Below are 20,945 nucleotides of genomic sequence, written 5' to 3' on the forward strand. Positions count from 1 at the left end.
CCTTTTTATAATTAGAAAAGAGTGTATGAAATATGAATGAAGAAAATGAAGTTGCTGAGCTATTAAGTGATTATTATGAATCCTGGTTTAAAATTAATGAAATTTATCGTATCTGGTCAAAAAAGCATGGTATTCAGGATACGGTTATGTTTATTTTATATGTAATAGAAGTTTCTCCTTGCTGCAGTCAAAATGAAATTTGTGATAAATTATGCCTGCCAAAACAGACGGTTTCTTTAATATTATCCCGCCTTGAGAAAAAAGGATATATTTCTAGAAAATTAGATCCTGAAGACCGCAGAAATAAAGTAGTCAGCTTCACAGAACAGGGAAGTAAATATGCAAAAGAGATATTAGAACAGCTTAAAGCATCGGAGGTAGAAGCTCTCAGTAATATGTCTCAAGAGCAAAGAAGGACTATGGTGGAAAGTTTCTGCTTGTTATCTGATTTATTAACCAAAAGCCTTTCTAAATAATATCTAGCCTATATGGGAATATTTAATTAAAAGAACATTCTATTTGAAAGGGAAAAATAATGAAAATACTTGTAGTAGAAGATGATAAACTTATTTCTCAAAGTATAAAAAACAGCCTTAAAGATTATTACAGTATAGATACTGCCTTGGATGGAGAAGAAGGACTCTATATGGCAGAACAAAATATATATGACCTTATAATTTTAGATATAATGCTCCCAAGTTTAAATGGAGATGAAATACTTAAAAGTCTGCGGAAAAATGGAGTAAGTACGCCAATACTATTGCTTACCGCAAAGGATTCTCTGGAAGATAAAATAAATGGCTTTAAAATAGGTGCTGACGATTATATTTCAAAGCCATTTCATATAGAAGAGCTAAAAGTGAGAATTGAGGCATTACTTAGAAGAAGTGGAGCACTGATAAATGAAAATATATTGAAATGTGGAAACTTAAAAATCGACATCAAAATTAGAGAATTATCAATAAATAATGAAAAGGTAAATTTACAGGCTAAACTATTTGATCTTATGGAGTATCTAATAAATAACAAAGGAACTATACTCACTAAAGAGCAGATATTTGATAGAGTGTGGGGTTTTGAATCAGATACTGCCATAAATATTGTAGAGGTATATATGCACAAATTGAGGAAAACATTAGTTGAACACGGTTGTGATGGAGAAATAAAAACTGTAAGGGGAATTGGATACATGTTTAAATCCAGTGATAAGTCAAATGTTTAAAAAGCTGAAATTAAAGCTTACATTTTTAAATGTAGGGGTATTTTTTATACTTTTTTTAACATTTAATGTTGTTATTTACTTATATGCTAAATCTAATATATATTTCTCAATAGATAAAAATTTGCTGATTTCAAGAGATATGATTCAAAGAAATATGCCACAAAATAGTTCTTATTTATCTACATTAGATCCAAGGGTGATAGCCATAGTACGTGACAAAAGTGGAAAAGTTATTTTGGATACTCATATAAATATATTTTATAGGGCAAATCAGGAATATATCAAACCAACTAAGGTGGATCAATTATATGACATAAACTTTAAACGGTTTCATTTCAGAAGCATAGCATTTTCAGCTCAACTAAAGAGTGAAACAGTAATGGTTCAGCTGCTTAGAAATACAAATTCAGAAATAGAATTCTTAAAGAATTTGTTAAAAATAATAATATGGGGAAGTATTATTGTACTTTTAGTTTGTACGCTAGCTGGAAATCTTCTTGCTAAAAGGAGTATGGTTCCAATAGTTAAGGCATGGGAAAAACAAAAGAGGTTTGTGGGGGATGCTTCCCACGAGCTCAGGACACCCCTTACCGTAATACAGGCACAGTTGGAGTTGGTTATTAGAAATTCAGAGGATAAGATAATAACTAAAAGTGAAAATTTAGGAATAGCCTTATCGGAAACAAGAAGGTTATCAAAACTGGTAGCTGATTTGCTCATTCTTACCCGTTCTGATTCTGATGCAGTAGAAATAGATAAAAAAACTGTAAATATGTATTTGCTCATTAAAAAAATAACTGATATATATGCTGAAGCTGCAGATATGGAGGATAAGCAGGTAAAAACTGATTTAGAGAAAAATTTAATTGTAAACTGTGATGAAGAAAGAATTAAGCAGCTAATGGTAATTCTTTTGGATAATGCTATTAAATATACTTATAGAGGAGGAAATATACAGGTTGTTCTTACCCAAAAAGATAATAAGTGCATCATTTATGTAAAAGATGATGGTATTGGTATAAAAAGTGAGGAAAAAGAATTAGTATTTGAAAGGTTTTATAGAGGTGATAAGAGTAGAAATAGAGAAACAGGTGGTGCAGGTCTTGGACTTTCTATAGCTAAATGGATAGTACAAAAACATGAAGGAACTATAAATATTTTTGAAAATATACCTAGAGGAACGGTTGTAGAAGTAGTTTTAAAAAATAATTTTAGTTAAGCAAAAGTTAAGATTAAAATGTCATAATCATTTTCATAAAGGATACATTAAATTTATTGAAAGGAATAGATAAATATGAAAAAAATGATTGTTGGCATAGTACTAGTGGCGGTAGTTGCAGTTGGAGGCTTCTTGGTATATAAAAATGTATCAGCTAAGAAGTCAGCTCAAAATGTGAATTCTCAGTTTGCTAGGGGAAAGGTAACTGTAAAGGACATTACACAGTCTGTATCCGGTTCGGGAAGTGTTCAAGCATCTCAAAGTGAAGTATTCAAAGCAGCAGGTAAAGACACGGTTGCATCTGTACTTGTAAATAATAATCAAATAGTCAGTACAGGAGATGAACTTGTGACATTTACTAATGGAAGTGCGCCTATAGTGGCAGATATGAGTGGAGTTATAAGTGCTGTAAATGTTAATGTAGGAGATAATGTAAATGAAGGTACTCCACTTGTAACTATGTTTAATAATACAAATCTTCTTACAACTATATCTGTGGATGAAACGGATGTAACGAAGTTAAAGGTAGGACAAAAGGCTGACATAAAATTAAATGCTTTTCCTGATACCAAATTTACAGGAACAGTTACAAGTATAAGTCAGCAGGGACAATACTCAAATGGAGTATCAAATTTTGATGTATCAGTATATTTTGATGATGTTCAAAATATTAAAGTTGGAATGTCTACAGAAGTATCGATAACTACAGATTCTAAAAATAATGTACTTGCAATACCGGTAGAAGCAGTTAGAGACATTAATGGTGGAAAATATGTACTTGTGTATGATGGTAATAAAACATCTATGAAGAAAGTAGAACTTGGTATAAGTGATGGAAAGTCAGTTGAAGTAACTAATGGATTGGTAGCAGGAGAAGAGGTTCAACTCCCACAAGTTAAAAGTTCTACTACAAGCTCTTCAACGAAAGGAATGGGAAGCTTCCAGATGATGAGAGGTTCTGGCGGAGGAAATAGACAATCTGGTTCTCAAGGAAGCAGCAGTAGAAGCAGTAACTAAGTTTGTAGCAACAGCAAAGCTGTGAGAATTAAAGAAAGGAGAACCTTATGATAGACATTAAAAATGTATGTAAATACTATACCATGGGAGATACAGTAGTAAAGGCATTGGATGATATAAATTTAAGTATAGATGAAAATGAATTTATATCTATTATAGGACCTTCAGGATCAGGAAAATCAACTCTTATGAATATACTAGGATGCTTGGATATACCTGATTCCGGAAGCTATATATTTGATAATGTAAATGTAGAAAATGCAAGCGAAAATGAGTTAAGCCTAATTAGAAACAAGCAGATAGGTTTTATATTTCAAAATTTTAATTTATTGCCTAAGTTAAATGCAGTAGAAAATGTAGAAGTTCCCCTTTTATATAGAGGAATAAACCAAAAGGAATGTAGAAAGTTAGCATTAGACTATCTAGAGAAGGTGGGGCTTAAAGGAAGAGAACATCATAAACCAAATCAGTTATCTGGAGGACAGCAGCAGAGAGTAGCTATCGCAAGAGCTTTAGTAGGAAGTCCAAAGATTATCTTAGCTGATGAACCAACAGGTGCACTGGATAGTAAAACAAGTGCTGAGCTTATGGAATTTATCAAAGAACTCCATAAAAAGGGACAAACTATAATACTTATAACTCATGATCCTAATGTGGCTAAACAAGCTGAGAGAATCATAACTATAAGAGATGGTAAATTATATGCATAGGAGGAGAGATTAGATGAACTTTTTTCAAACGGTAAAGCTTGCTATAAAAAATATAAGAAGCAATAAATTGAGATCTATCCTTACTATGATAGGTATAATTATAGGAATATCATCTGTAATAGTACTTGTTGGTATGGGAAGTGGATCTACAAAGAATATAACTTCTCAAGTTGAATCACTTGGAACTAATCTTATTGTAGCTAATACATTCAGCAGTGGAACTAAGCAGTTGACTCTTGATGATATGGATAATATAAAGAAGCTTAATGGTGTAGATGAAATGGCTCCTATTATATCTTCCAGTACTTCGGTTAAAGTAGGAGAAAATTCGCAAAATACCGCAGTAACCGGAACTACCAGCAACTTTTCTCAAATAAGGAGCATGAACGTTGCAGAAGGAAGATTTATAGCCGACCTTGATGTGGATTATAGAAGTAAAGTAGCTGTTTTAGGGTCAGATATAGCACAACAGCTGTACGGACTTACAGATCCTGTTGGAAAGAATATAACTATAAAGGGAAGTACTTATACGGTAGTAGGTGAGCTAAAATCTCAGGGAAATTCTATGGGAAGTAATACAGATGATATGGTGATTATACCAATAACTACTGCTATATCTCTTGCAGGAAATAGAAATGTAAGTACCATGTATATAAAAGCTTCTAATGACAATAATGTTGATTATGTAACAAATGAAGTTGACAATTATCTTACGAATTTCTTCAAGTCAACGGATAAAAACCATACGGTTATGAGTCAAAAACAGCTTCTTGACACAATGAGTTCGATAACAAATACTCTGACTTATCTGCTTGGAGGAATAGCTGCAATATCTTTAATTGTAGGGGGCATAGGAGTAATGAATGTTATGCTTGTATCTGTATCGGAGCGTACAAAGGAGATAGGCATAAGAAAGGCACTGGGTGGTTCTAGAAAGGACATACTGATTCAATTTCTTATTGAGGCACTTGTACTAAGTTCTCTTGGAGGAGTAATAGGGGTATTATTTGGACTTGGAATAGGATGGCTTGTATCAACTCTTGGAATGTCAGTTACCTTCTCTCTGCCTATAATTGCAGTAGCATTTTCTTTCTCCCTTATAGTTGGAGTTGTATTTGGTATATTCCCGGCATATAAGGCTTCAAAACTCAAGCCAATTGATGCACTCAGATTTGAATAATAAAAAATCTCTGTATTTTACAGAGATTTTTTATTGACATTGACGCAGCGTATAAGTTTATAGTTAAATCGTCAGGAGGTGATAGCAGTGGAATATACAGTGCAGAAATTAGCCCATATGGCGGGTGTCAGTGCGCGGACTCTTAGATATTACGATGAAATTGGAATTTTAAAGCCGGCAAAAATCAATTCATCAGGATATCGCATTTATGGTCAAAATGAGGTCGATAGACTTCAGCTAATACTCTTTTATAGGGAATTTGGCATAAAGCTTGAAAATATCAGAGAGATTATAACCTCTCCTGATTTTGACAGGGTTAAAGCACTGAGAGAACATCGCAAAAAGCTTCTTGAAAAAAGAATTGAACTGGATTTATTGATTTCTAATGTTGAAAATACAATTAAATCTATGGAAGGGAGAATTGTAATGAGTGATAGAGAAAAATTTGAAGGATTCAAGAAAAAACTTATTGATGGCAATGAAAGAAAATATGGAGAAGAAATTAGAAAAAAATACGGAGATGAAATTGTAGATAAAGCAAATAGCAATCTTAAAAATATGACACCTGAGGAATATGAAGAGGTAACTGGACTTGAAAATGAAATACTTGAAACACTGAGTAAAGCCTATAAAACAGGTAATCCTGCAGGTGAACTGGCTCAAAGGGCTGCTTCTCTCCATGCAAAGTGGATAAGTTTTTATTGGGGAAATTACAATAAAGAAGCTCACGCAGGTATTGCTAAAATGTATGTAGAGGATGAAAGATTTAAAGCGTATTATGACAAAAAACAGCCAGGGACAGCAGAGTTTTTAAGAGATGCAGTTTTAGTTTATACTGGAATTAAAAAATAAATTTAATTTATCAAGTGATTCTTAGGTTCAGGTGGAGTTTGCTTATAAGGAATCCTTTTCTCCATCTGAACCTTAGAAGAACTTATCCAGGCGCGTAGCAGTGCTTATCCCCCACTTTGAAGAAGATGGGGGTATTAGCAATGGTAGAGATCGGATAAAAACTATACTTTTAGCTAGTACAGAATTAAAATCAAGCCGCTATACTTAATACTTATAGCGGCTTTTTCATGCCTTAATTTGTATTCTATATAAATTATAACAATAGTATAAATAAAAAGTAATTTGTGCTTTTTTAAATTTAAATATGCAAATATTATTGATTTTCTAAAAATATCGTAGTATTATTACATATAATATAAAAATATAATATAAAAAGTATGACAATGATAAAATACCATGTAATGGAGGGATTATATGTTAAATTTTATTGCTAATTTAAGGATAAGACATAAAATTTTTGCAATGATAAGTTTATTCATAATAGGATTTATTGTTTTTGGAACTTATGCCTTTTATTCACTTTCTAAGATAAAGATAAATGGGACTACCTATAATAATATTATAGAGAAAAAAGATCTTGTATCAGATGTACTGCCACCGCCAGAATACATAATTGAGTCATATCTCATATCATATCAACTTTTAGGAGAGAGTAATTCTGCTAATGTATCTGACCTTATAAAACAGGGAGACAAACTAGAAAAACAATATTACGAGAGACATAAATATTGGGAACGTACCCTTTCTCAAGGTCAATTAAAACAGTATTTTATATCAGATTCTTATAAGTATGCAGATGAATTTTTTAAAATAAGAGATAGTGATTTTATTCCACAAATAAAATTGGGAAATAAACAAGAAGCAGAAAGTTTGCTGAATGGTTCCATGTCAAAAGCATATAGAGAGCATAGACAAAGTATAGACAAGGTGGTGAATTTAGCTGATAAAGATAGCCAACAGATTGAAAAACAAACTTCAAGTTACGTATATAAAATGACTGTTATTTTAATTTTAGTTGCAGTTTTTATAAGCATAATTGTAATACTATTTTCTATAATTATAAGCAAAAATATAACAATTCCACTTAAATCTGCTGTAAGTAATTTAAAAGTTATCTCGCAGGGAGATTTTTCAAACGACGTTTCTAAAATATCATTAAATAGAAAAGATGAGATAGGAGATATATCAAGGACCATACATTCTATGCAGTTATCCTTGAAATCATTGATAGATAGTATAAAGAAAAAATCACTACGTATTGAAGAGGCAGTACAGACTGTTTTTAAAAATATAAAAGCCCTGAATATAAATGTAGAAGAAATATCTTCAACTACAGAAGAAATTGTAGCTCAAATGGAAGAAACATCAGCATCTTCTGAAGAAATTTCCGCAAGTGTTCAAGAACTGACAAAGGAAACTAAGTTTATAGATAATAAGTCACTAGAAGGAAAAAATTCTGCAGCTGAAATAAGCAGCAGAGCTGACAAGATAAAAGTAAATATTACTGGCTCCAGAGAAAAGGCAAATGAAATTTTTATAAAGACAAAAAAAGAACTTGAAAAGGCAATAGAGGATTCAAAAGTGGTAGATAAGATAAGCATTTTGTCTGATACTATAATACAAATTACAGATCAAACAAATTTATTGGCTTTGAATGCAGCTATAGAAGCGGCTAGAGCTGGTGAACAGGGTAAGGGGTTTAACGTAGTAGCGGATGAAATAAGAAAACTTGCAGATGAGTCAAAAACTACTGTAATAAAGATACAAGATTTGACTAAAAAAGTAGTGGAATCTGTAAATAAATTATCTTTAAGTTCCAATAAACTACTTGATTTTATGCTTACAGATGTGAATGGTGATTATAATAAAATTTTAAATGTATCTGGAAAATATGATGAGGATGCAAAATTTGTAGATACTCTTGTATCTCAGTTTAGAGTTACTACAAGTAATCTTTTAACTTCAATTGAAGATGTTTCAAATACTATAGAACAGGTAGCAAAAGCAAATAATGAAGGTACCCTTGCTACTACTAACATAAGTGATAGAATACTTGATATAATAGAACAGGTAAATTCCATAGCTGAGAGTACAAAAGCATCAAAAGAAATTTCTAAGGATTTAAAACAGGATATAAGTAAATTTAAAATATAAGCTGGCAAAATAGATAAGTAACAAATCTCAATTTACACGCATAAAAAATGCCGTAAGTTTTTTATTACAGCGTTTTTTAAACTACTTATTTAATGATTCTGTTTGATATATGCAGCAGCTTTTCCTATATCTATAACATTTGAACACTGGAAAGTATTTAATCTAAAAGGATCTTTAAAAGTAGTTTTATAACTTGTCTTCTTCAAAATTTGCCTATATTCATCCGGCGTAAGTTTATTATTTATGCTTTTCAATATAGCTATAAAGCCTGCTGTAACAGGCGAGGTGGATGAAACTGAGAAATATGGAATATCATCTCCATCAGCAGTAGAAACATTATTTTTTAATTTCTCATATGCAGTGTAAGTATCTATTCTGAGATCGCTATAGTCATAAGGAAATATACTAAAATCTGGTTTTCGCTGACCTTTATCTGCAAATCTAGGATCAGACATTTCCTCTGGCCAAATATTATTAGGATTATCATAATGTATAAAAGTAGTTACAATATTATTTTTTACTGCCTTATTTACAGCAGCATCAAATCTTTTACGATTTTTATCTGATATAGGCATTTGAGAATAGGTTAAAATGTCAATGTGATTTTTTATTGCCCAATCTATTGCCTTTATCATGGCAGTAACTCTTTTATCTTCATTCATGCTATCTGCAGTATTTAATGCATATACTTGACATTCTGGAGCAATTTCTTTTAAAGTGTTCGCCATCCAGTAACCATGTTCACTTGATTTATTTAAAGCATAAGGACTATTCATAAAATCAACAGCACCAGCGTATAAATCTTTATGATATTCATATCCGAAACAGTGATCTAGAATGCCTACTTTAATTCCCTTTCCTTTACTTATGCTTTGAGCTTGTTTTACATTGTGTATTGTAAAATAGTTATCTCTTGAATTTGCATTTGTAAAATGAATATTCCATGGCTGATTGTGCAATTTTGATAGCAAAAGCACATTGAGCGTTATAGAAACTATGAGTATAGTTATTAAAATTTTTTTAGATTTACTTTTCATGTTTTAATGCCTCCATATTATAAGTAAAATTAATTTTAAAAGTCAATTACAATTGTAATCCTAATTTTTTAAGAAAGCAAGATAGTTTTAAAATATTGAGGCTTGTACTTAATGAATTAAAAAGATATAATGGAGAAAATTTTAAAATAATTGGTGTAAAATATATAAAATTAGATGTTTTAAGTGAGGCGTATAGATTATGAAGAGTCATGGATGTCCCCTGGACTGCTTTGGATGCTGTAAATTAAATGTATATGTGGAAGATAATAAAGTAGTTAAAATAGAGGGAGATAAAAACCATCCTTATACAAAGGGTATAGTATGTGAAAAAGCAAAAAATCATTTGAAGAGGTTAAATGCCAGAGATAGATTGTATTCACCTATGAAAAAACAAAATGGTAAGTGGGTAAATATAACTTTTGAAGAAGCAATAAATATAATTTCGGATAAATTGAGATATTACAGAGAAAAATATTCTTCAAACTCTGTAATTCATTATGGTTCATCCGGAACGGGAACTATACTGAAAGGTATAGAAGATATATTTTTTAATTTTTATGGAGGCATAACTAAAATAGAAAATGAAATATGCTGGAGTGCAGGTAATAAGGCCCAAAAGTATGATTTTGGAGATAATAAATCAAATTCCATAGAAGACATATTGAATGCAAAAAATATAATACTGTGGAGCAAAAATCCAGCAAATTCTCATATTCAGCTGCTGCCATTTTTGAAAAAAGCAAGGCAAAACGGGGCAAAAATAATAGTTATAGATCCTATTTCTACTGACAGCACAAATTTTTGTGATATTCATATAAAGATAAATCCAGCATCAGATGCTGCTATGGCCATGGCTATGACAAAGGTAATAATAGAAGAAAATCTGCAGGATGCGGAATTCATAAAGAAAAATGTAGTGGGCTTTAGGGAATATAAAGCTTATTTAGATACTCTTAGTATGGAGTATTTGTCTAGAGAATGCGGCGTTAACATAGACACTATAAAAGAAATTTCTCATATTTATGCTGAAGAAAAGTACAGTACTATATGTATGGGATATGGACTTCAAAGGTATAAAAATGGGGGAAATTCTGTAAGGAGCATAGATGCCCTTGCTGCTATAACGGGAAGTGTAGGGAAAAAAGGCGGTGGAGTAAATTATTCCAACAAGGTGTATCCTAAAGTATTAAATTTGGACCCCTATGGCAGTTATAAATATGCATTAAAGGATAGAAACTGGAATTTTCATAAATTACTTAAATGCTCGAAAGATATTAAGGCTATATTTGTAAGTAAGGCTAATCCATTAAACCAATGGCCTGATTTGAATAATTTTATAAAGGCTTTTGAAAATATAGAGTTCAAGGTATGCATAGATATGTTTATGACTGATACGGCTAAACACTGCGATTTGATTATTCCATGTACTAATACACTGGAAAGCGAAGACCTGTTATATTCTTCTATGAGTAATCCCTACATAATATATAATGAAAAGTGCGTAGAGCCAAAGCATAAATTAATGGATGAATACTACTTTTTTATGGAACTTGCAAAAAAGATGGGGATGAAAGAGTACCCTTACGTATCTAAAAGGGAATACTTAACCCAAGTAATAAAACCTTTAGAAAAGAAGGGAATAACCCTTGAAAAAATAAAAAATGAATATGTAACCATACAGGAAAATTCTATTGCCTGGAGTGATCTAAAATTTAAAACACCATCTAAAAAAATAGAGATATATTCTAAAGAGGCTGAGAAAGATGGATTGAGTCCAATACCAGTTTATGTTAATGACGAAAAAAGTGATAAATTAAGACTTTTAACTACTCATCCTAAAAAATCACTTATGTCTCAAAGCTTTAAAGATGTAGACACCATGGCTGCAGCTAATATAAGTAAAAATACAGCAGAGAAACAGGATATACATAATGGTGATATTGTTAAATTGAAATCTTCTAGGGGAGAAATACGGGTAAAGATAAATATAACGGATAAAGTATCAGATAACCTTGTCCATATGAATGTAGGTTGGTGGGAAAAGAGTTCAAATCCAAATTTTCTAACGGAAAATCAAATTGCCGATATGGGTAAGCAGGCAGCTTATTATGATACTTTTGTAGAAATTAAGAAATAAATAGAAGAAAATTGGATAAGTAGCATATATTTATTCAAATATATGCTATTCTTGCAATTAAAAAGCAGATATGATATATTACAAAGGATAAGGAGATGTTTTAAATAAAAGAGTTACCTAGCATTGAAGAGTTAAAGAATTTTATAATTTACGAAAGAGTACAAAATTTTACACTTGCCGCCAATCAAGCAAATATAACCCAATCTGCTTTTAGCTTTCAAATGAAAAAACTTGAAGAAACTTTGGGAGTAAAACTTATTTTACGTTCCAATCGGGGAAGTTGTTTAACACCTGAAGGTAAAATTTTTTATAAAAAATATGTGGAATATTGCCAGAATTAGTTGAAACAATCTATGAATTTCAGCAAAAAAGTAGTGAAAAAGCAATAGAACTAAAAGTAGGTGTACTTACATCGCTTGGTGATATACTTATGAATCAGTATGTCACTTATTTTCAAAAAAATAAGAATATATTGATTACTGTTTACAGTATGGAGAAAAATGAACTTATACACTCTTTAAATAGTGGTAAAATTGATATTGCATCCAGTTTTCTTTCTGATGATGAAACTCTAGAAAACTTTGAAAAAGTCCTATTTCGAATGGATAAGATGGTGTATTATGCACCTAATATTACGGAAATATGTAATACAATAAGTATAAAAACTATTTTAAATTTTCCTTTAGTAAAGTATCCACCAGATAATTTTATGAACAAAATGATTGATCAGTATTTTAACATTGCTGGTAAAGTACCGGTTGTGGCAGCACAATTGCCATCTCCCTATGCTATAATTCAATATTGCAAGAAAAATACTGCCGGAGCACTTATTGCAGAACGTCTTCTTAATACGCTCGGTGATAGCTATGAGCATGGATACTGTAATATTGACCCATCATATACTATGAAAGCCTTCCTATTATATAAAAAAGAAAATCCAAAATACCGTGCAATAAAACTATTTATTGATTATGTGGTCAAATTAAATAAAAATAATAGCTAATATTTATTATTTTTATTATAGCTGATATAAGACTAATTTTGTTATAAATTTTTCTTATGTCAGCTATCTTTTTATTTGGCTATACAAGCATACTTTCTTGAATTATACTAATTTCGACATACAAAAGAAGAAGCTTTTTAAAAGGATGCTTCGTAAAGTATAAAGAGAGGATGATATTAATTATGGAGTATGTTAATATAAATTTGCCCTATGATAAAAAGCAAATTATTGCAAAAGTAAATAAAAAAAACTTAGCTGGTATTTTAATTTCAAAATCAGAAAATTACAAAAATAACTTATCTCAAAAAGAAATTGTTGAAAAATCCCTTGATAACCCTATTGGTTCACCTAAATTGGAGGAGCTAGTAAAAGGAAAGAAAAATATTGTTTTGATAAGTTCAGATCATACACGTCCAGTTCCTTCAAAAATTATTACACCTATACTTCTTCGCCGTATTCGAAGTGTTGAACCTAATGCAGATATTAAAATACTTGTTGCTACAGGTTTTCATCGCCCATCCACTCACGAAGAACTTGTAAATAAATATGGTGAGGAAATTGTCGAAAATGAAAATATTGTAATGCATGTTTCAACCGATGATTCTACTATGGTAAAAATAGGCACTCTTCCATCAGGTGGACCATGCATTATTAATAAAGTTGCTGCTGAAGCTGATCTACTAATTGCTGAAGGCTTTATTGAGTCGCATTTTTTTGCTGGCTTTTCTGGTGGACGTAAATCTGTATTACCTGGAATAGCATCTTATAAAACAATTATGGCAAATCATTGTGGTGAATTTATAGATTCAAATAAGGCACGTACTGGTAATATAAAAGGTAATCCTGTTCATGAAGATATGGTATATGCAGCTAAAACAGCTGGTCTTAAATTTATCTTAAATGTTGTTCTTGATGGTAACAAACAAATCATAGGCTCCTTTGCTGGAGATCTTGAAAAAGCTCATGAAACTGGCTGTAATTTTGTAAAGGAGCTGGCACAAGTTAAAAAGATACCTTGTGATATTGCTGTATCAACAAATGGCGGTTATCCTCTTGATCAAAATATTTATCAAGCAGTAAAAGGAATGACAGCAGCAGAAGCTACAAATAAAGAAAACGGCGTTATTATAATGGTTGCCGGCTGCGTCGATGGTCATGGTGGTGAAGGATTTTATAAAAATCTTGCCAATTCCAAAACACCTGAGGAATTCTTAGAAAAAGCTATTCATACAGAGCGTCAGAAAACTATTCCAGACCAGTGGACTTCTCAAATATTGGCACGTATTCTTTCAAAGCATCATGTCATAATGGTTTCTGATCTTGTTGAGCCAAAGCTTATTAAAGACATGCATATGGAACTTGCTACAACATTTGATCAGGCACTAAAGCGTGCTTATGAGATAGAAGGAGAAAACGCTAAAGTAACAGTTATCCCAGATGGACTTTCTGTTATTGTCAAATAGAGATTGGTAACATAAAAAAGGAGTTGTCTTAAATAATGCATTATAGTTTAATTGTAAAATTGATTTGTGAAATGCTTGGCACAGCAATTTTGGTGCTATTTGGTAATGGTGCCGTTGCTAATGTAGAATTAAAAGGAACAAAAGGCTATCACAATGGATGGCTTATTATTGCCGTTGGTTATGGAATTGGTGTAATGATTCCAGCTTTAATGTTTGGGCCAATCAGTGGCAGCCATATAAATCCAGCTATGACCATAGGCTTAGCAATAAATGGATTTTTTTCTTGGTCAGAAGTCTTTCCATATGTAGTGGCTCAACTTATTGGTGCTATAATTGGTCAGGTTATTCTTTACTTTGTTTATCTTCCATTTTATAAAAAAACAGAGAATACTGAAAGCATTCTTGGTACATGCTCTACCATATCAGCTTCTGGAAGTTATATAAATGGATTTATTACGGAATTTTTTGGTACATTTTTATTAGTTCTTGGTGCAGAATTTATGCTTAATTCCACAGACTTAAAACAAACCATTGGAATAGGATATCTTGGTCTTGGTTTTCTTGTATGTACTTTAGTTACATCCTTAGGCGGTCCAACTGGTCCTGGATTAAATCCTGCCAGAGATTTAGGTCCTCGAATCGTACATTCATTATTTCCTCTTAAAAATAAAGGAAATTCTCAATGGTCATATGCTTGGATTCCTGTGGTAGCACCAATAGCTGGAAGCATTATTGCGATATTTTTATTTAAACAAATTTATTAATAAATTTATTATAAATTTGTATAGTCATTACTATTACCTATTAGATTTATTATAGTTATAGGCAAACTGTAGTGGTACTGTAAAAGTGTAAATGTTAATTATCAAATTATTGATGGTGAACATTTACACTTTTATTTAATTAAAGTGACTTTGTTAAAAGTCATCGAAGCGCTAGAGGTCTAGATACACTATAAAATTTTATTTATATTTCAAATGTCTTAAGAGTATAATTTGCAAAACTGCAGTGTTTAGTATCATATTATATATTGCTAAAGAGCAAGATTATAATTATGTAATTGATATAAGGAGAGGTCATAGTGGATAAAGAAGAAATTAAAATTTTATTGAAAAGTGTTAAAGAGAATAGAATAAATGTAGAAGAAGCTCTTGAAAAATTAGAAGATTTACCTTTTAAGGATTTGGGTTTTGCAAAAATAGATAATCATAGAGAAATTAGAGTTGGTTATCCGGAAGTAATATATTGTGCTGGAAAGACAGTAGATCAAGTTAGATATATCGTCAAATTTATGCTTACAAAAAATATTAATATATTAGGTACTAGAGCAAATGAAGAAATGTATAATGCGGTAAGGGAGATATGCATTGAGGCAGAGTACAATAAGCTTGGAAAAACAATAACTATCAGAAAAAAAGAACAAGTCATTACAGATAGTTATATAGCTATTGTTTCGGCAGGAACTTCTGACTTGCCAGTAGTAGAAGAGGCGTATGAAACTGCAAAGATACTAGGAAATAGAGTTGAAAAAGTGATTGATGTAGGGGTTGTAGGAATACATAGACTTTTTGCAAGATTGGATGTTATTAGAGGGGCAAATATAATTAATAAGTTATAAGGAGTTGTGTTAAAGGAATAATGCCTCTCAATTTGATACATTAAAAGAATGGAATAATTACACAGTTCTCAGTTATGGAGAACAAAAATAATGGATATAGATTTGATTTCTACACAAATCTATATCCATTCCTTCCCACACAGGAAAGATCAATTAGAGATTATACTTCTGGTAGTTACGCTTTCTTCATTTCTAAGCAACAATCTGTTTATGAGATATTTTATTAATCCAGTTAATATCTAATTTTAAGTTTCATTTTTACTGTAATTGCTAAAGCAATGAGTATGTGAAGTAGTGCACTTAAGCAAGTTTATTTTACATATTTTGAATTAAAATAGCTATACTAAAATAATATAGAAGGTTAAGTGAAAAATGTAATTCTATTTTGAAAAATATTTATTATAGCACTCATAAAAAATAATAGATATAAGCTTACAGAATTTATTATATTTACTAAGGGGTACTTAAAAGATGAATTCCAATAAAGTTTTATCCGAAGATATAAATGTCAATATAAATGAACTAGGTGAAAAGTTCAAGGATTGTCCAGATATATTAACTAAAAAGTTGATTCTAAAAAACGGAATAAAAGGATGTTTTTTTTATCTCAAGGGGTTTATAAATTTTGATTTGATTCAGCGAGATTTTATAAAGCCTATTTTGTCTATAGACATTGATAATATATCTGATAAAGAAATTTTGGATTATTTGCCTTTGTTTAATACCTCTCTAGGTTATGATATTAATATTCTTGTTACATCAGTACTAAACGGAAAGACAGTTTTTTTGATGGATAAGTTAAATTATGCAATCATATGCGATTTAAAGGAAGTTGAAAAGAGAAGTATAAAAGAACCTGAGGGTGAGAAGAATGTGCGAGGCCCACATACAGGTTTTATTGAAAACCTTGACACAAATATTACATTAATAAGAAGGGGAATCAAGGACAATGATTTGAAGTTTAAAACTGTTCAGGTAGGAAGTAGAACAAAGCAGAGAGTAACTGTCGGATATATTCAAGGTATTGCAAATCCGGAACTACTAAACACATTGCTTACTAAGATTAGCAAAATTCATACGGATGGGCTATTGGCTATTGGATATATTGAACAATATATTACAGATTCACCAAATTCGCCATTTCCACAATATTTACCTACAGAGAGACCAGATAAGGTAATAGCTGCATTATTGGAAGGAAGATTTGCAATATTAATGGATGGCACTCCCTTTGCTTTAATAGTTCCAGTTTCTTTTTGGAGCTTTTTTCAAGCATTAGATGATTATAGTACTAAGTGGATGATTGGATCTTTTTTTAGGTTGATAAGGCTGCTTTCAATGATTATTGCTGTAATTTTGCCCTCCATTTACATATCTATAACATCCTTTCAATATTATTTAGTACCTATAAATCTGCTTGAACCTTTGGCAATATCCAGAACTCAAGTAGCTTTTCCACCTATTGTTGAAGCGCTTATAATGGAATTTACAATAGAAATAATTAGAGAAGCATCTATTAGGTTGCCTACCTATATTTCTACTACCATAGCTGTAACAGGTGGTATTATAATTGGGCAGGCAGCTGTTAATGCCGGAATAGTCAGCAGCTTATTTATTATAATAGTTGCAGTTACTGCTATAGCATCTTATGTAAATCCAGTTTATGACTTTGGGTCAGCATTAAGATTGATAAGATTTATGTTTTTAATTTTAGCATCTTTTTTTGGAATCATAGGAGTATTAATATCTACGGTTTTAGTAATAGCACACCTATTATCATTGGAATCATTGGGGCAGCCCTATTTAATGCCTATAATTCCTTTCAAAAAAAAGAATATTAAGGACACTATAATTAGAGCACCTTTAGATTTTATGAAGATAATGCCGCATATATCAAAGCCACTCAAAAAGAAAAGGGGTGGTAAATAGTTGGATGATAAAAGGCATCAGATCACTTCTAAACAATTAAGGACATTTGCATTATCGTCTCAAATTGGCTTAGGCATTATGACATTGCCCTCTGTTCTTGCAAAAAAAGTTGGTCATGATGGTTGGATAGCTGTTATTTTAACAGGAGTTTTAGTATTGTTATCTTCACTCTTTGAGTTAGCGCTTTTAAAAAGATATAAAAATAATTCAATTTTGGAGATAAATATAAAATTATATGGCAAGAGTTTGGGAGTAATTCTGAACTTTATATTTATTTGCTATACATTTGCTTTTGCAGCTCTCAACATAAGGTTACTTACTGGAATAGTAAGTGTTTTAGTCTTAAGGGAAACTCCCAAAATTGTTATATCATTTTTGATTGCTTTACCTACAACTTATCTTACTGCTAAAGGATTAAAGGTAATATGTAGATTTACTACACTACTGTATTTATCTCATATAGTAATAATTTTTACATTTGCAATGATTATTAAAGATATTAGAATTACTTATATAATGCCTATTGCTAAGTCAGATTTTAACTTAATAATAAAAAGTCTTCCTTATACAATTTATTCTTTTTTAGGATTTGAGCTTGCTTCAGTTTTTTATCCAAATGTAGTTAACAAAGAACATATAACAATGCATATTATACAAGGTGTTTTATATACTACACTATTTTATCTAATTATTGTTGTAGTTTCAGTACTTATATTTGGTGAAATGAAGTTAAAAATGCTTGTATTCCCAATCTATAATATTGAGGAGGCAGTAAGAGTACCCGTTATAGAAAGATTTGATATGATTTTTATATTGATTTGGTTCCCTATGATGGCATCTTCTGTAAGAAATTATTTTTTTTCATCTTATTATTGTGTTTTAAAAATATTTAGAATAAAAAGAAAAAAACTATTAATTGCAGTAATTTTTATAATGATGTTCATAATTGGAGTAACACTTAGGGATATACAGATGATTTGCAGATATATCAATTATATGGCTATATGGGGAATAATGAATATAGCATTTATAATAATTTCCTTTTTCATTTCATGTTTAAAAGGGAGGGAGCAATGTTGAAAAAAAGACTAATTACTATAATTTTAATATTTACCACATTTTTAGAAGGTTGTTGGGATCAAACAATTTATGAGAGAACAGGTTTTATATTACAGGTTGGGATAGAGCCCTCTAATAATAATCTCCTGATTACTTATACAGATCCAGTTGTAGAGCCAAAATCAAAAGAGAAGGTTGAAGTTATATATGGTAGTAAGGAAAATTTATTAAGAGAATTTAGAGAAGATGCAAGAAAAATTTCGTCTAAGATGTTGGAAGCGGGAAAAGTACAGCAAGTTTTAATATCAGATTCCATAGCTGCAAAGGGCATAAATAATTTATTGGAAATTTTTGAAAGAGATCCAACTACCTCTATAATAGCATACGTTGTAGTTGTGGAAGGAAGTCCAAGAAATTTGATGGAAAAAGCTCAAAGTTTTGGAGATAAGCCCCGTCCAGCATTTTATATACATCAATTAATTGAGGATAATGTAGAACAATCTTATGTACCTGATACTCAGATACATAGATTCACTACAACATTTTTTTCACCAGGCATAGATCCAATTACTCCAATAATAAAATTGCAGTATGATAAGGGAAAAGGTATTGAAGTAACTGGGTCAGCACTTTTTTCTGAAGATAAAATGGTTGGCAAAATAGATACAAATCAAACTTTATTATTATTATCGATGATGGGAAAAGCAAAAAAATCTGTATATGTAAGTAAACATTTTGAAAATCCAGGATATAATAATGGGAAAAGGGGATGTGCCATTGGTATTAGAAAAGTTAAAAGAAAAGTTAATGTTTATTTGGAGAACAATATACCAATAGCAGATATTGCTTTAAACTTTGATGGTTCGTTGAATGAAATGCATTGGAATTCTATTCCAGATTTGGAAGCACAGAAAAATATTGAAAAAACATTAGAAACGGAGATAAAAAAAAGTTGTGAGCAAGTTTTAACCTATACACAAAAAGTTCATAGTGATCCTTTGGGAATAGGTGACATTATTCGCGCTAAATATAATTCTTACTTTGAGAATGTTAACTGGAAAAACGTGTATCCCAGTGTTAAGTTTAATGTTAATGTAAAATTAAATATTTCAGGTCATGGTGTTATAAATTAGACTATATCCATTTTGTCAGCTTTTAGATATCCAATGATTATCTATAATTCATTTATATACAAGCTTGATATGCCATCTCTATAGCAAAATTATTACACATCATATTATAATGTAATGTGTGAAAATGTGCTTTATAATTAATATAAAGATTTGCGTAATCCATAATTACTGATATGAAAAACTTATTTTTAGAGTAAGTTATAGGGGAGAGATAAAAACAAAATGGTTCAAAATAGTAATGTTACTAAAGTACTAAAGCCAAAGATTAAAGACAATTTACCTGAAGTTGATTTATTACAAGAAGGAATATCTGATTATGATTCGATTTCATCTGTATTGGTGAATGAATGCTTGGTGGAAAATTTTAAGGCAAGAAGAGTATCCTTTAATGAAGTAATATTCAGAAATGTAAAGTTTATAAATATATCATTTGAGCAGGTAGAATTTTTAGATGTAAGATTTGAAAACTGTGACTTATCTAATGTTAATTTGAGTGAAGCTTCAATACATAGAGTAGAGTTTATAAACTGTAAACTCACAGGAAGTAATTTTACGGAAGCGGTTTTTAGAAATGTTATGTTTGATCAGTGCAGTGGACAATATACATGTTTTAGATTTACAGATTTCAAACAGGCAATCTTCAGTAACTGTCAGCTTCCATATGTTGATTTTTACGAGAGTAAATTTTCTAAATTGGAGCTTAAAGATACCGATATTACGCAGGGGCAATTCTGCAATACTAAACTAAAAGGAATGGATTTTACAAGCTGTAGGATTGATGGTATCGCTGCAGGTGTGGAAGATATTCGTGGTGCAATAATCTCATATACTCAGGCTGTTTCACTTATTAGCATACTTGGAGTTGTGTTAAAGGAATAATGTTTTTGTTTAAAATGGATTTTGGACTTTACAATCTGGAATTATAAAAGAAAATTTAACAAGCATAGCACTACATAAAAAATGTGGTTTTAGAGAAGTAGGTGTAAGAGAAAGACTAGGAAAGATGAGTAATGGAAAATGGTACGATGTAGTTTTGACTCCACCTGATGCTTAGAAATTGTTATCTAGGGGCGTAGCAGCCGTTATACCCCACTTTATAAGAAAAGCAGATATCCCAAATCTTTGATTTGATGATAGTCGCTTTCATAGAGTGCGATGGGGTATTACGGCTGGTAGCCATCGGATAAATTATTAAAACTCCCAAGATTGGCA

General features: G+C 31.0%; 18 protein-coding genes and 2 pseudogenes. 19 read left to right on the top strand and 1 reads right to left on the bottom strand.

Translation table 11 applies throughout. From position 1 onward, the window contains the following. Positions 1-32: 32 nt before the first annotated feature. The 8 genes from CLJU_RS07570 to CLJU_RS07605 all read left to right on the top strand — a co-directional run bounded on the left by CLJU_RS07570 (position 33) and on the right by CLJU_RS07605 (position 8,354). Entirely contained in the window at positions 33-476 is a 444-nt protein-coding gene (locus CLJU_RS07570; RefSeq protein ID WP_013238206.1) for a MarR family winged helix-turn-helix transcriptional regulator, read from the top strand. Between the two features lie 59 nt (positions 477-535). Further along, positions 536-1,222 (top strand): response regulator transcription factor, encoded by a 687-nt coding sequence (locus CLJU_RS07575; protein WP_013238207.1) that lies wholly within the window; start codon positions 536-538, stop codon positions 1,220-1,222. Next, entirely contained in the window at positions 1,182-2,441 is a 1,260-nt protein-coding gene (locus tag CLJU_RS07580) for a sensor histidine kinase (RefSeq protein ID WP_035787953.1), read from the top strand. Before CLJU_RS07575 ends, CLJU_RS07580 begins: the two co-directional genes overlap by 41 nt. A gap of 75 nt (positions 2,442-2,516) precedes the next feature. Further along, positions 2,517-3,458 carry an efflux RND transporter periplasmic adaptor subunit gene (locus CLJU_RS07585; RefSeq protein ID WP_013238209.1) on the top strand — a complete coding sequence of 314 codons (942 nt, stop codon included), beginning with the start codon at positions 2,517-2,519 and terminating at the stop codon, positions 3,456-3,458. Between the two features lie 47 nt (positions 3,459-3,505). Further along, positions 3,506-4,168 carry an ABC transporter ATP-binding protein gene (locus tag CLJU_RS07590; protein WP_013238210.1) on the top strand — a complete coding sequence of 221 codons (663 nt, stop codon included), beginning with the start codon at positions 3,506-3,508 and terminating at the stop codon, positions 4,166-4,168. A gap of 13 nt (positions 4,169-4,181) precedes the next feature. Then, positions 4,182-5,348 carry an ABC transporter permease gene (locus CLJU_RS07595; protein WP_013238211.1) on the top strand — a complete coding sequence of 389 codons (1,167 nt, stop codon included), beginning with the start codon at positions 4,182-4,184 and terminating at the stop codon, positions 5,346-5,348. Positions 5,349-5,435: 87 nt separating this feature from the next. Continuing rightward, the gene (locus CLJU_RS07600) at positions 5,436-6,200 is read left to right on the top strand and encodes a MerR family transcriptional regulator (RefSeq protein WP_013238212.1); all 765 of its coding nucleotides are present in this window, start codon (positions 5,436-5,438) and stop codon (positions 6,198-6,200) included. 414 nt (positions 6,201-6,614) lie between these two features. Continuing rightward, positions 6,615-8,354 carry a methyl-accepting chemotaxis protein gene (locus CLJU_RS07605; RefSeq protein ID WP_013238213.1) on the top strand — a complete coding sequence of 580 codons (1,740 nt, stop codon included), beginning with the start codon at positions 6,615-6,617 and terminating at the stop codon, positions 8,352-8,354. An 89-nt stretch (positions 8,355-8,443) separates the two neighbouring features. Here the strand turns inward: CLJU_RS07605 and CLJU_RS07610 are convergent, their stop codons facing one another. Continuing rightward, a complete protein-coding gene (locus tag CLJU_RS07610; RefSeq protein ID WP_013238214.1) occupies positions 8,444-9,391 on the bottom strand; it encodes a S8/S53 family peptidase in 948 nt (315 codons plus the stop codon). Positions 9,392-9,590: 199 nt separating this feature from the next. Here CLJU_RS07610 and CLJU_RS07615 point away from each other — a divergent pair, with 199 nt between their 5' ends. From CLJU_RS07615 to CLJU_RS21590, 11 genes and pseudogenes are all read left to right on the top strand, one after another. After that, entirely contained in the window at positions 9,591-11,528 is a 1,938-nt protein-coding gene (locus tag CLJU_RS07615; protein ID WP_013238215.1) for a molybdopterin-dependent oxidoreductase, read from the top strand. Between the two features lie 146 nt (positions 11,529-11,674). Continuing rightward, positions 11,675-11,869: a helix-turn-helix domain-containing protein gene (locus CLJU_RS22885; RefSeq protein ID WP_242825718.1), complete on the top strand. Its 195-nt coding sequence runs from the start codon at positions 11,675-11,677 to the stop codon at positions 11,867-11,869. Beyond that, a complete protein-coding gene (locus CLJU_RS07620; protein ID WP_013238216.1) occupies positions 11,857-12,531 on the top strand; it encodes a LysR family transcriptional regulator substrate-binding protein in 675 nt (224 codons plus the stop codon). Before CLJU_RS22885 ends, CLJU_RS07620 begins: the two co-directional genes overlap by 13 nt. A 182-nt stretch (positions 12,532-12,713) precedes the next feature. After that, the gene (gene larA, locus CLJU_RS07625) at positions 12,714-13,994 is read left to right on the top strand and encodes a nickel-dependent lactate racemase (RefSeq protein WP_013238217.1); all 1,281 of its coding nucleotides are present in this window, start codon (positions 12,714-12,716) and stop codon (positions 13,992-13,994) included. Between the two features lie 35 nt (positions 13,995-14,029). Then, the gene (locus tag CLJU_RS07630; protein ID WP_013238218.1) at positions 14,030-14,758 is read left to right on the top strand and encodes an MIP/aquaporin family protein; all 729 of its coding nucleotides are present in this window, start codon (positions 14,030-14,032) and stop codon (positions 14,756-14,758) included. A gap of 317 nt (positions 14,759-15,075) precedes the next feature. Next, positions 15,076-15,600, top strand: a pseudogene (locus tag CLJU_RS07635) (AIR carboxylase family protein); the annotation flags it as partial. Positions 15,601-16,083: 483 nt separating this feature from the next. Further along, positions 16,084-17,541, top strand: a complete 1,458-nt coding sequence (locus tag CLJU_RS07640; protein WP_013238220.1) for a spore germination protein — start codon at positions 16,084-16,086, stop codon at positions 17,539-17,541. Then, a complete protein-coding gene (locus CLJU_RS07645) occupies positions 17,542-18,621 on the top strand; it encodes a GerAB/ArcD/ProY family transporter (protein WP_013238221.1) in 1,080 nt (359 codons plus the stop codon). Continuing rightward, on the top strand, positions 18,615-19,733 hold the full coding sequence (locus CLJU_RS07650; RefSeq protein ID WP_013238222.1) for a Ger(x)C family spore germination protein: 1,119 nt from the start codon (positions 18,615-18,617) through the stop codon (positions 19,731-19,733). The genes CLJU_RS07645 and CLJU_RS07650 overlap by 7 nt, the downstream gene beginning before the upstream one ends. Before the next feature lie 222 nt (positions 19,734-19,955). Next, on the top strand, positions 19,956-20,612 hold the full coding sequence (locus CLJU_RS07655) for a pentapeptide repeat-containing protein (RefSeq protein WP_013238223.1): 657 nt from the start codon (positions 19,956-19,958) through the stop codon (positions 20,610-20,612). Between the two features lie 13 nt (positions 20,613-20,625). Continuing rightward, positions 20,626-20,787: pseudogene (locus CLJU_RS21590) on the top strand (N-acetyltransferase family protein); the annotation flags it as partial. Positions 20,788-20,945: the final 158 nt, after the last annotated feature.

Source organism: Clostridium ljungdahlii DSM 13528 (genome assembly GCF_000143685.1).
GTDB lineage: Bacteria > Bacillota > Clostridia > Clostridiales > Clostridiaceae > Clostridium_B > Clostridium_B ljungdahlii.

What these genes read in the sequence shown, in the direction of transcription:
- CLJU_RS07570 (WP_013238206.1), top strand. Translation starts at nt 33, where the DNA reads ATGAATGAAGAAAATGAAGTTGCTGAGCTATTAAGTGATTATTATGAA.
- CLJU_RS07575 (WP_013238207.1), top strand. Translation starts at nt 536, where the DNA reads ATGAAAATACTTGTAGTAGAAGATGATAAACTTATTTCTCAAAGTATA.
- CLJU_RS07585 (WP_013238209.1), top strand. Translation starts at nt 2,517, where the DNA reads ATGAAAAAAATGATTGTTGGCATAGTACTAGTGGCGGTAGTTGCAGTT.
- CLJU_RS07590 (WP_013238210.1), top strand. Translation starts at nt 3,506, where the DNA reads ATGATAGACATTAAAAATGTATGTAAATACTATACCATGGGAGATACA.
- CLJU_RS07595 (WP_013238211.1), top strand. Translation starts at nt 4,182, where the DNA reads ATGAACTTTTTTCAAACGGTAAAGCTTGCTATAAAAAATATAAGAAGC.
- CLJU_RS07605 (WP_013238213.1), top strand. Translation starts at nt 6,615, where the DNA reads ATGTTAAATTTTATTGCTAATTTAAGGATAAGACATAAAATTTTTGCA.
- CLJU_RS07610 (WP_013238214.1), bottom strand. Translation starts at nt 9,391, where the DNA reads ATGAAAAGTAAATCTAAAAAAATTTTAATAACTATACTCATAGTTTCT.
- CLJU_RS07615 (WP_013238215.1), top strand. Translation starts at nt 9,591, where the DNA reads ATGAAGAGTCATGGATGTCCCCTGGACTGCTTTGGATGCTGTAAATTA.
- larA (WP_013238217.1), top strand. Translation starts at nt 12,714, where the DNA reads ATGGAGTATGTTAATATAAATTTGCCCTATGATAAAAAGCAAATTATT.
- CLJU_RS07630 (WP_013238218.1), top strand. Translation starts at nt 14,030, where the DNA reads ATGCATTATAGTTTAATTGTAAAATTGATTTGTGAAATGCTTGGCACA.
- CLJU_RS07640 (WP_013238220.1), top strand. Translation starts at nt 16,084, where the DNA reads ATGAATTCCAATAAAGTTTTATCCGAAGATATAAATGTCAATATAAAT.
- CLJU_RS07650 (WP_013238222.1), top strand. Translation starts at nt 18,615, where the DNA reads ATGTTGAAAAAAAGACTAATTACTATAATTTTAATATTTACCACATTT.
- CLJU_RS07655 (WP_013238223.1), top strand. Translation starts at nt 19,956, where the DNA reads ATGGTTCAAAATAGTAATGTTACTAAAGTACTAAAGCCAAAGATTAAA.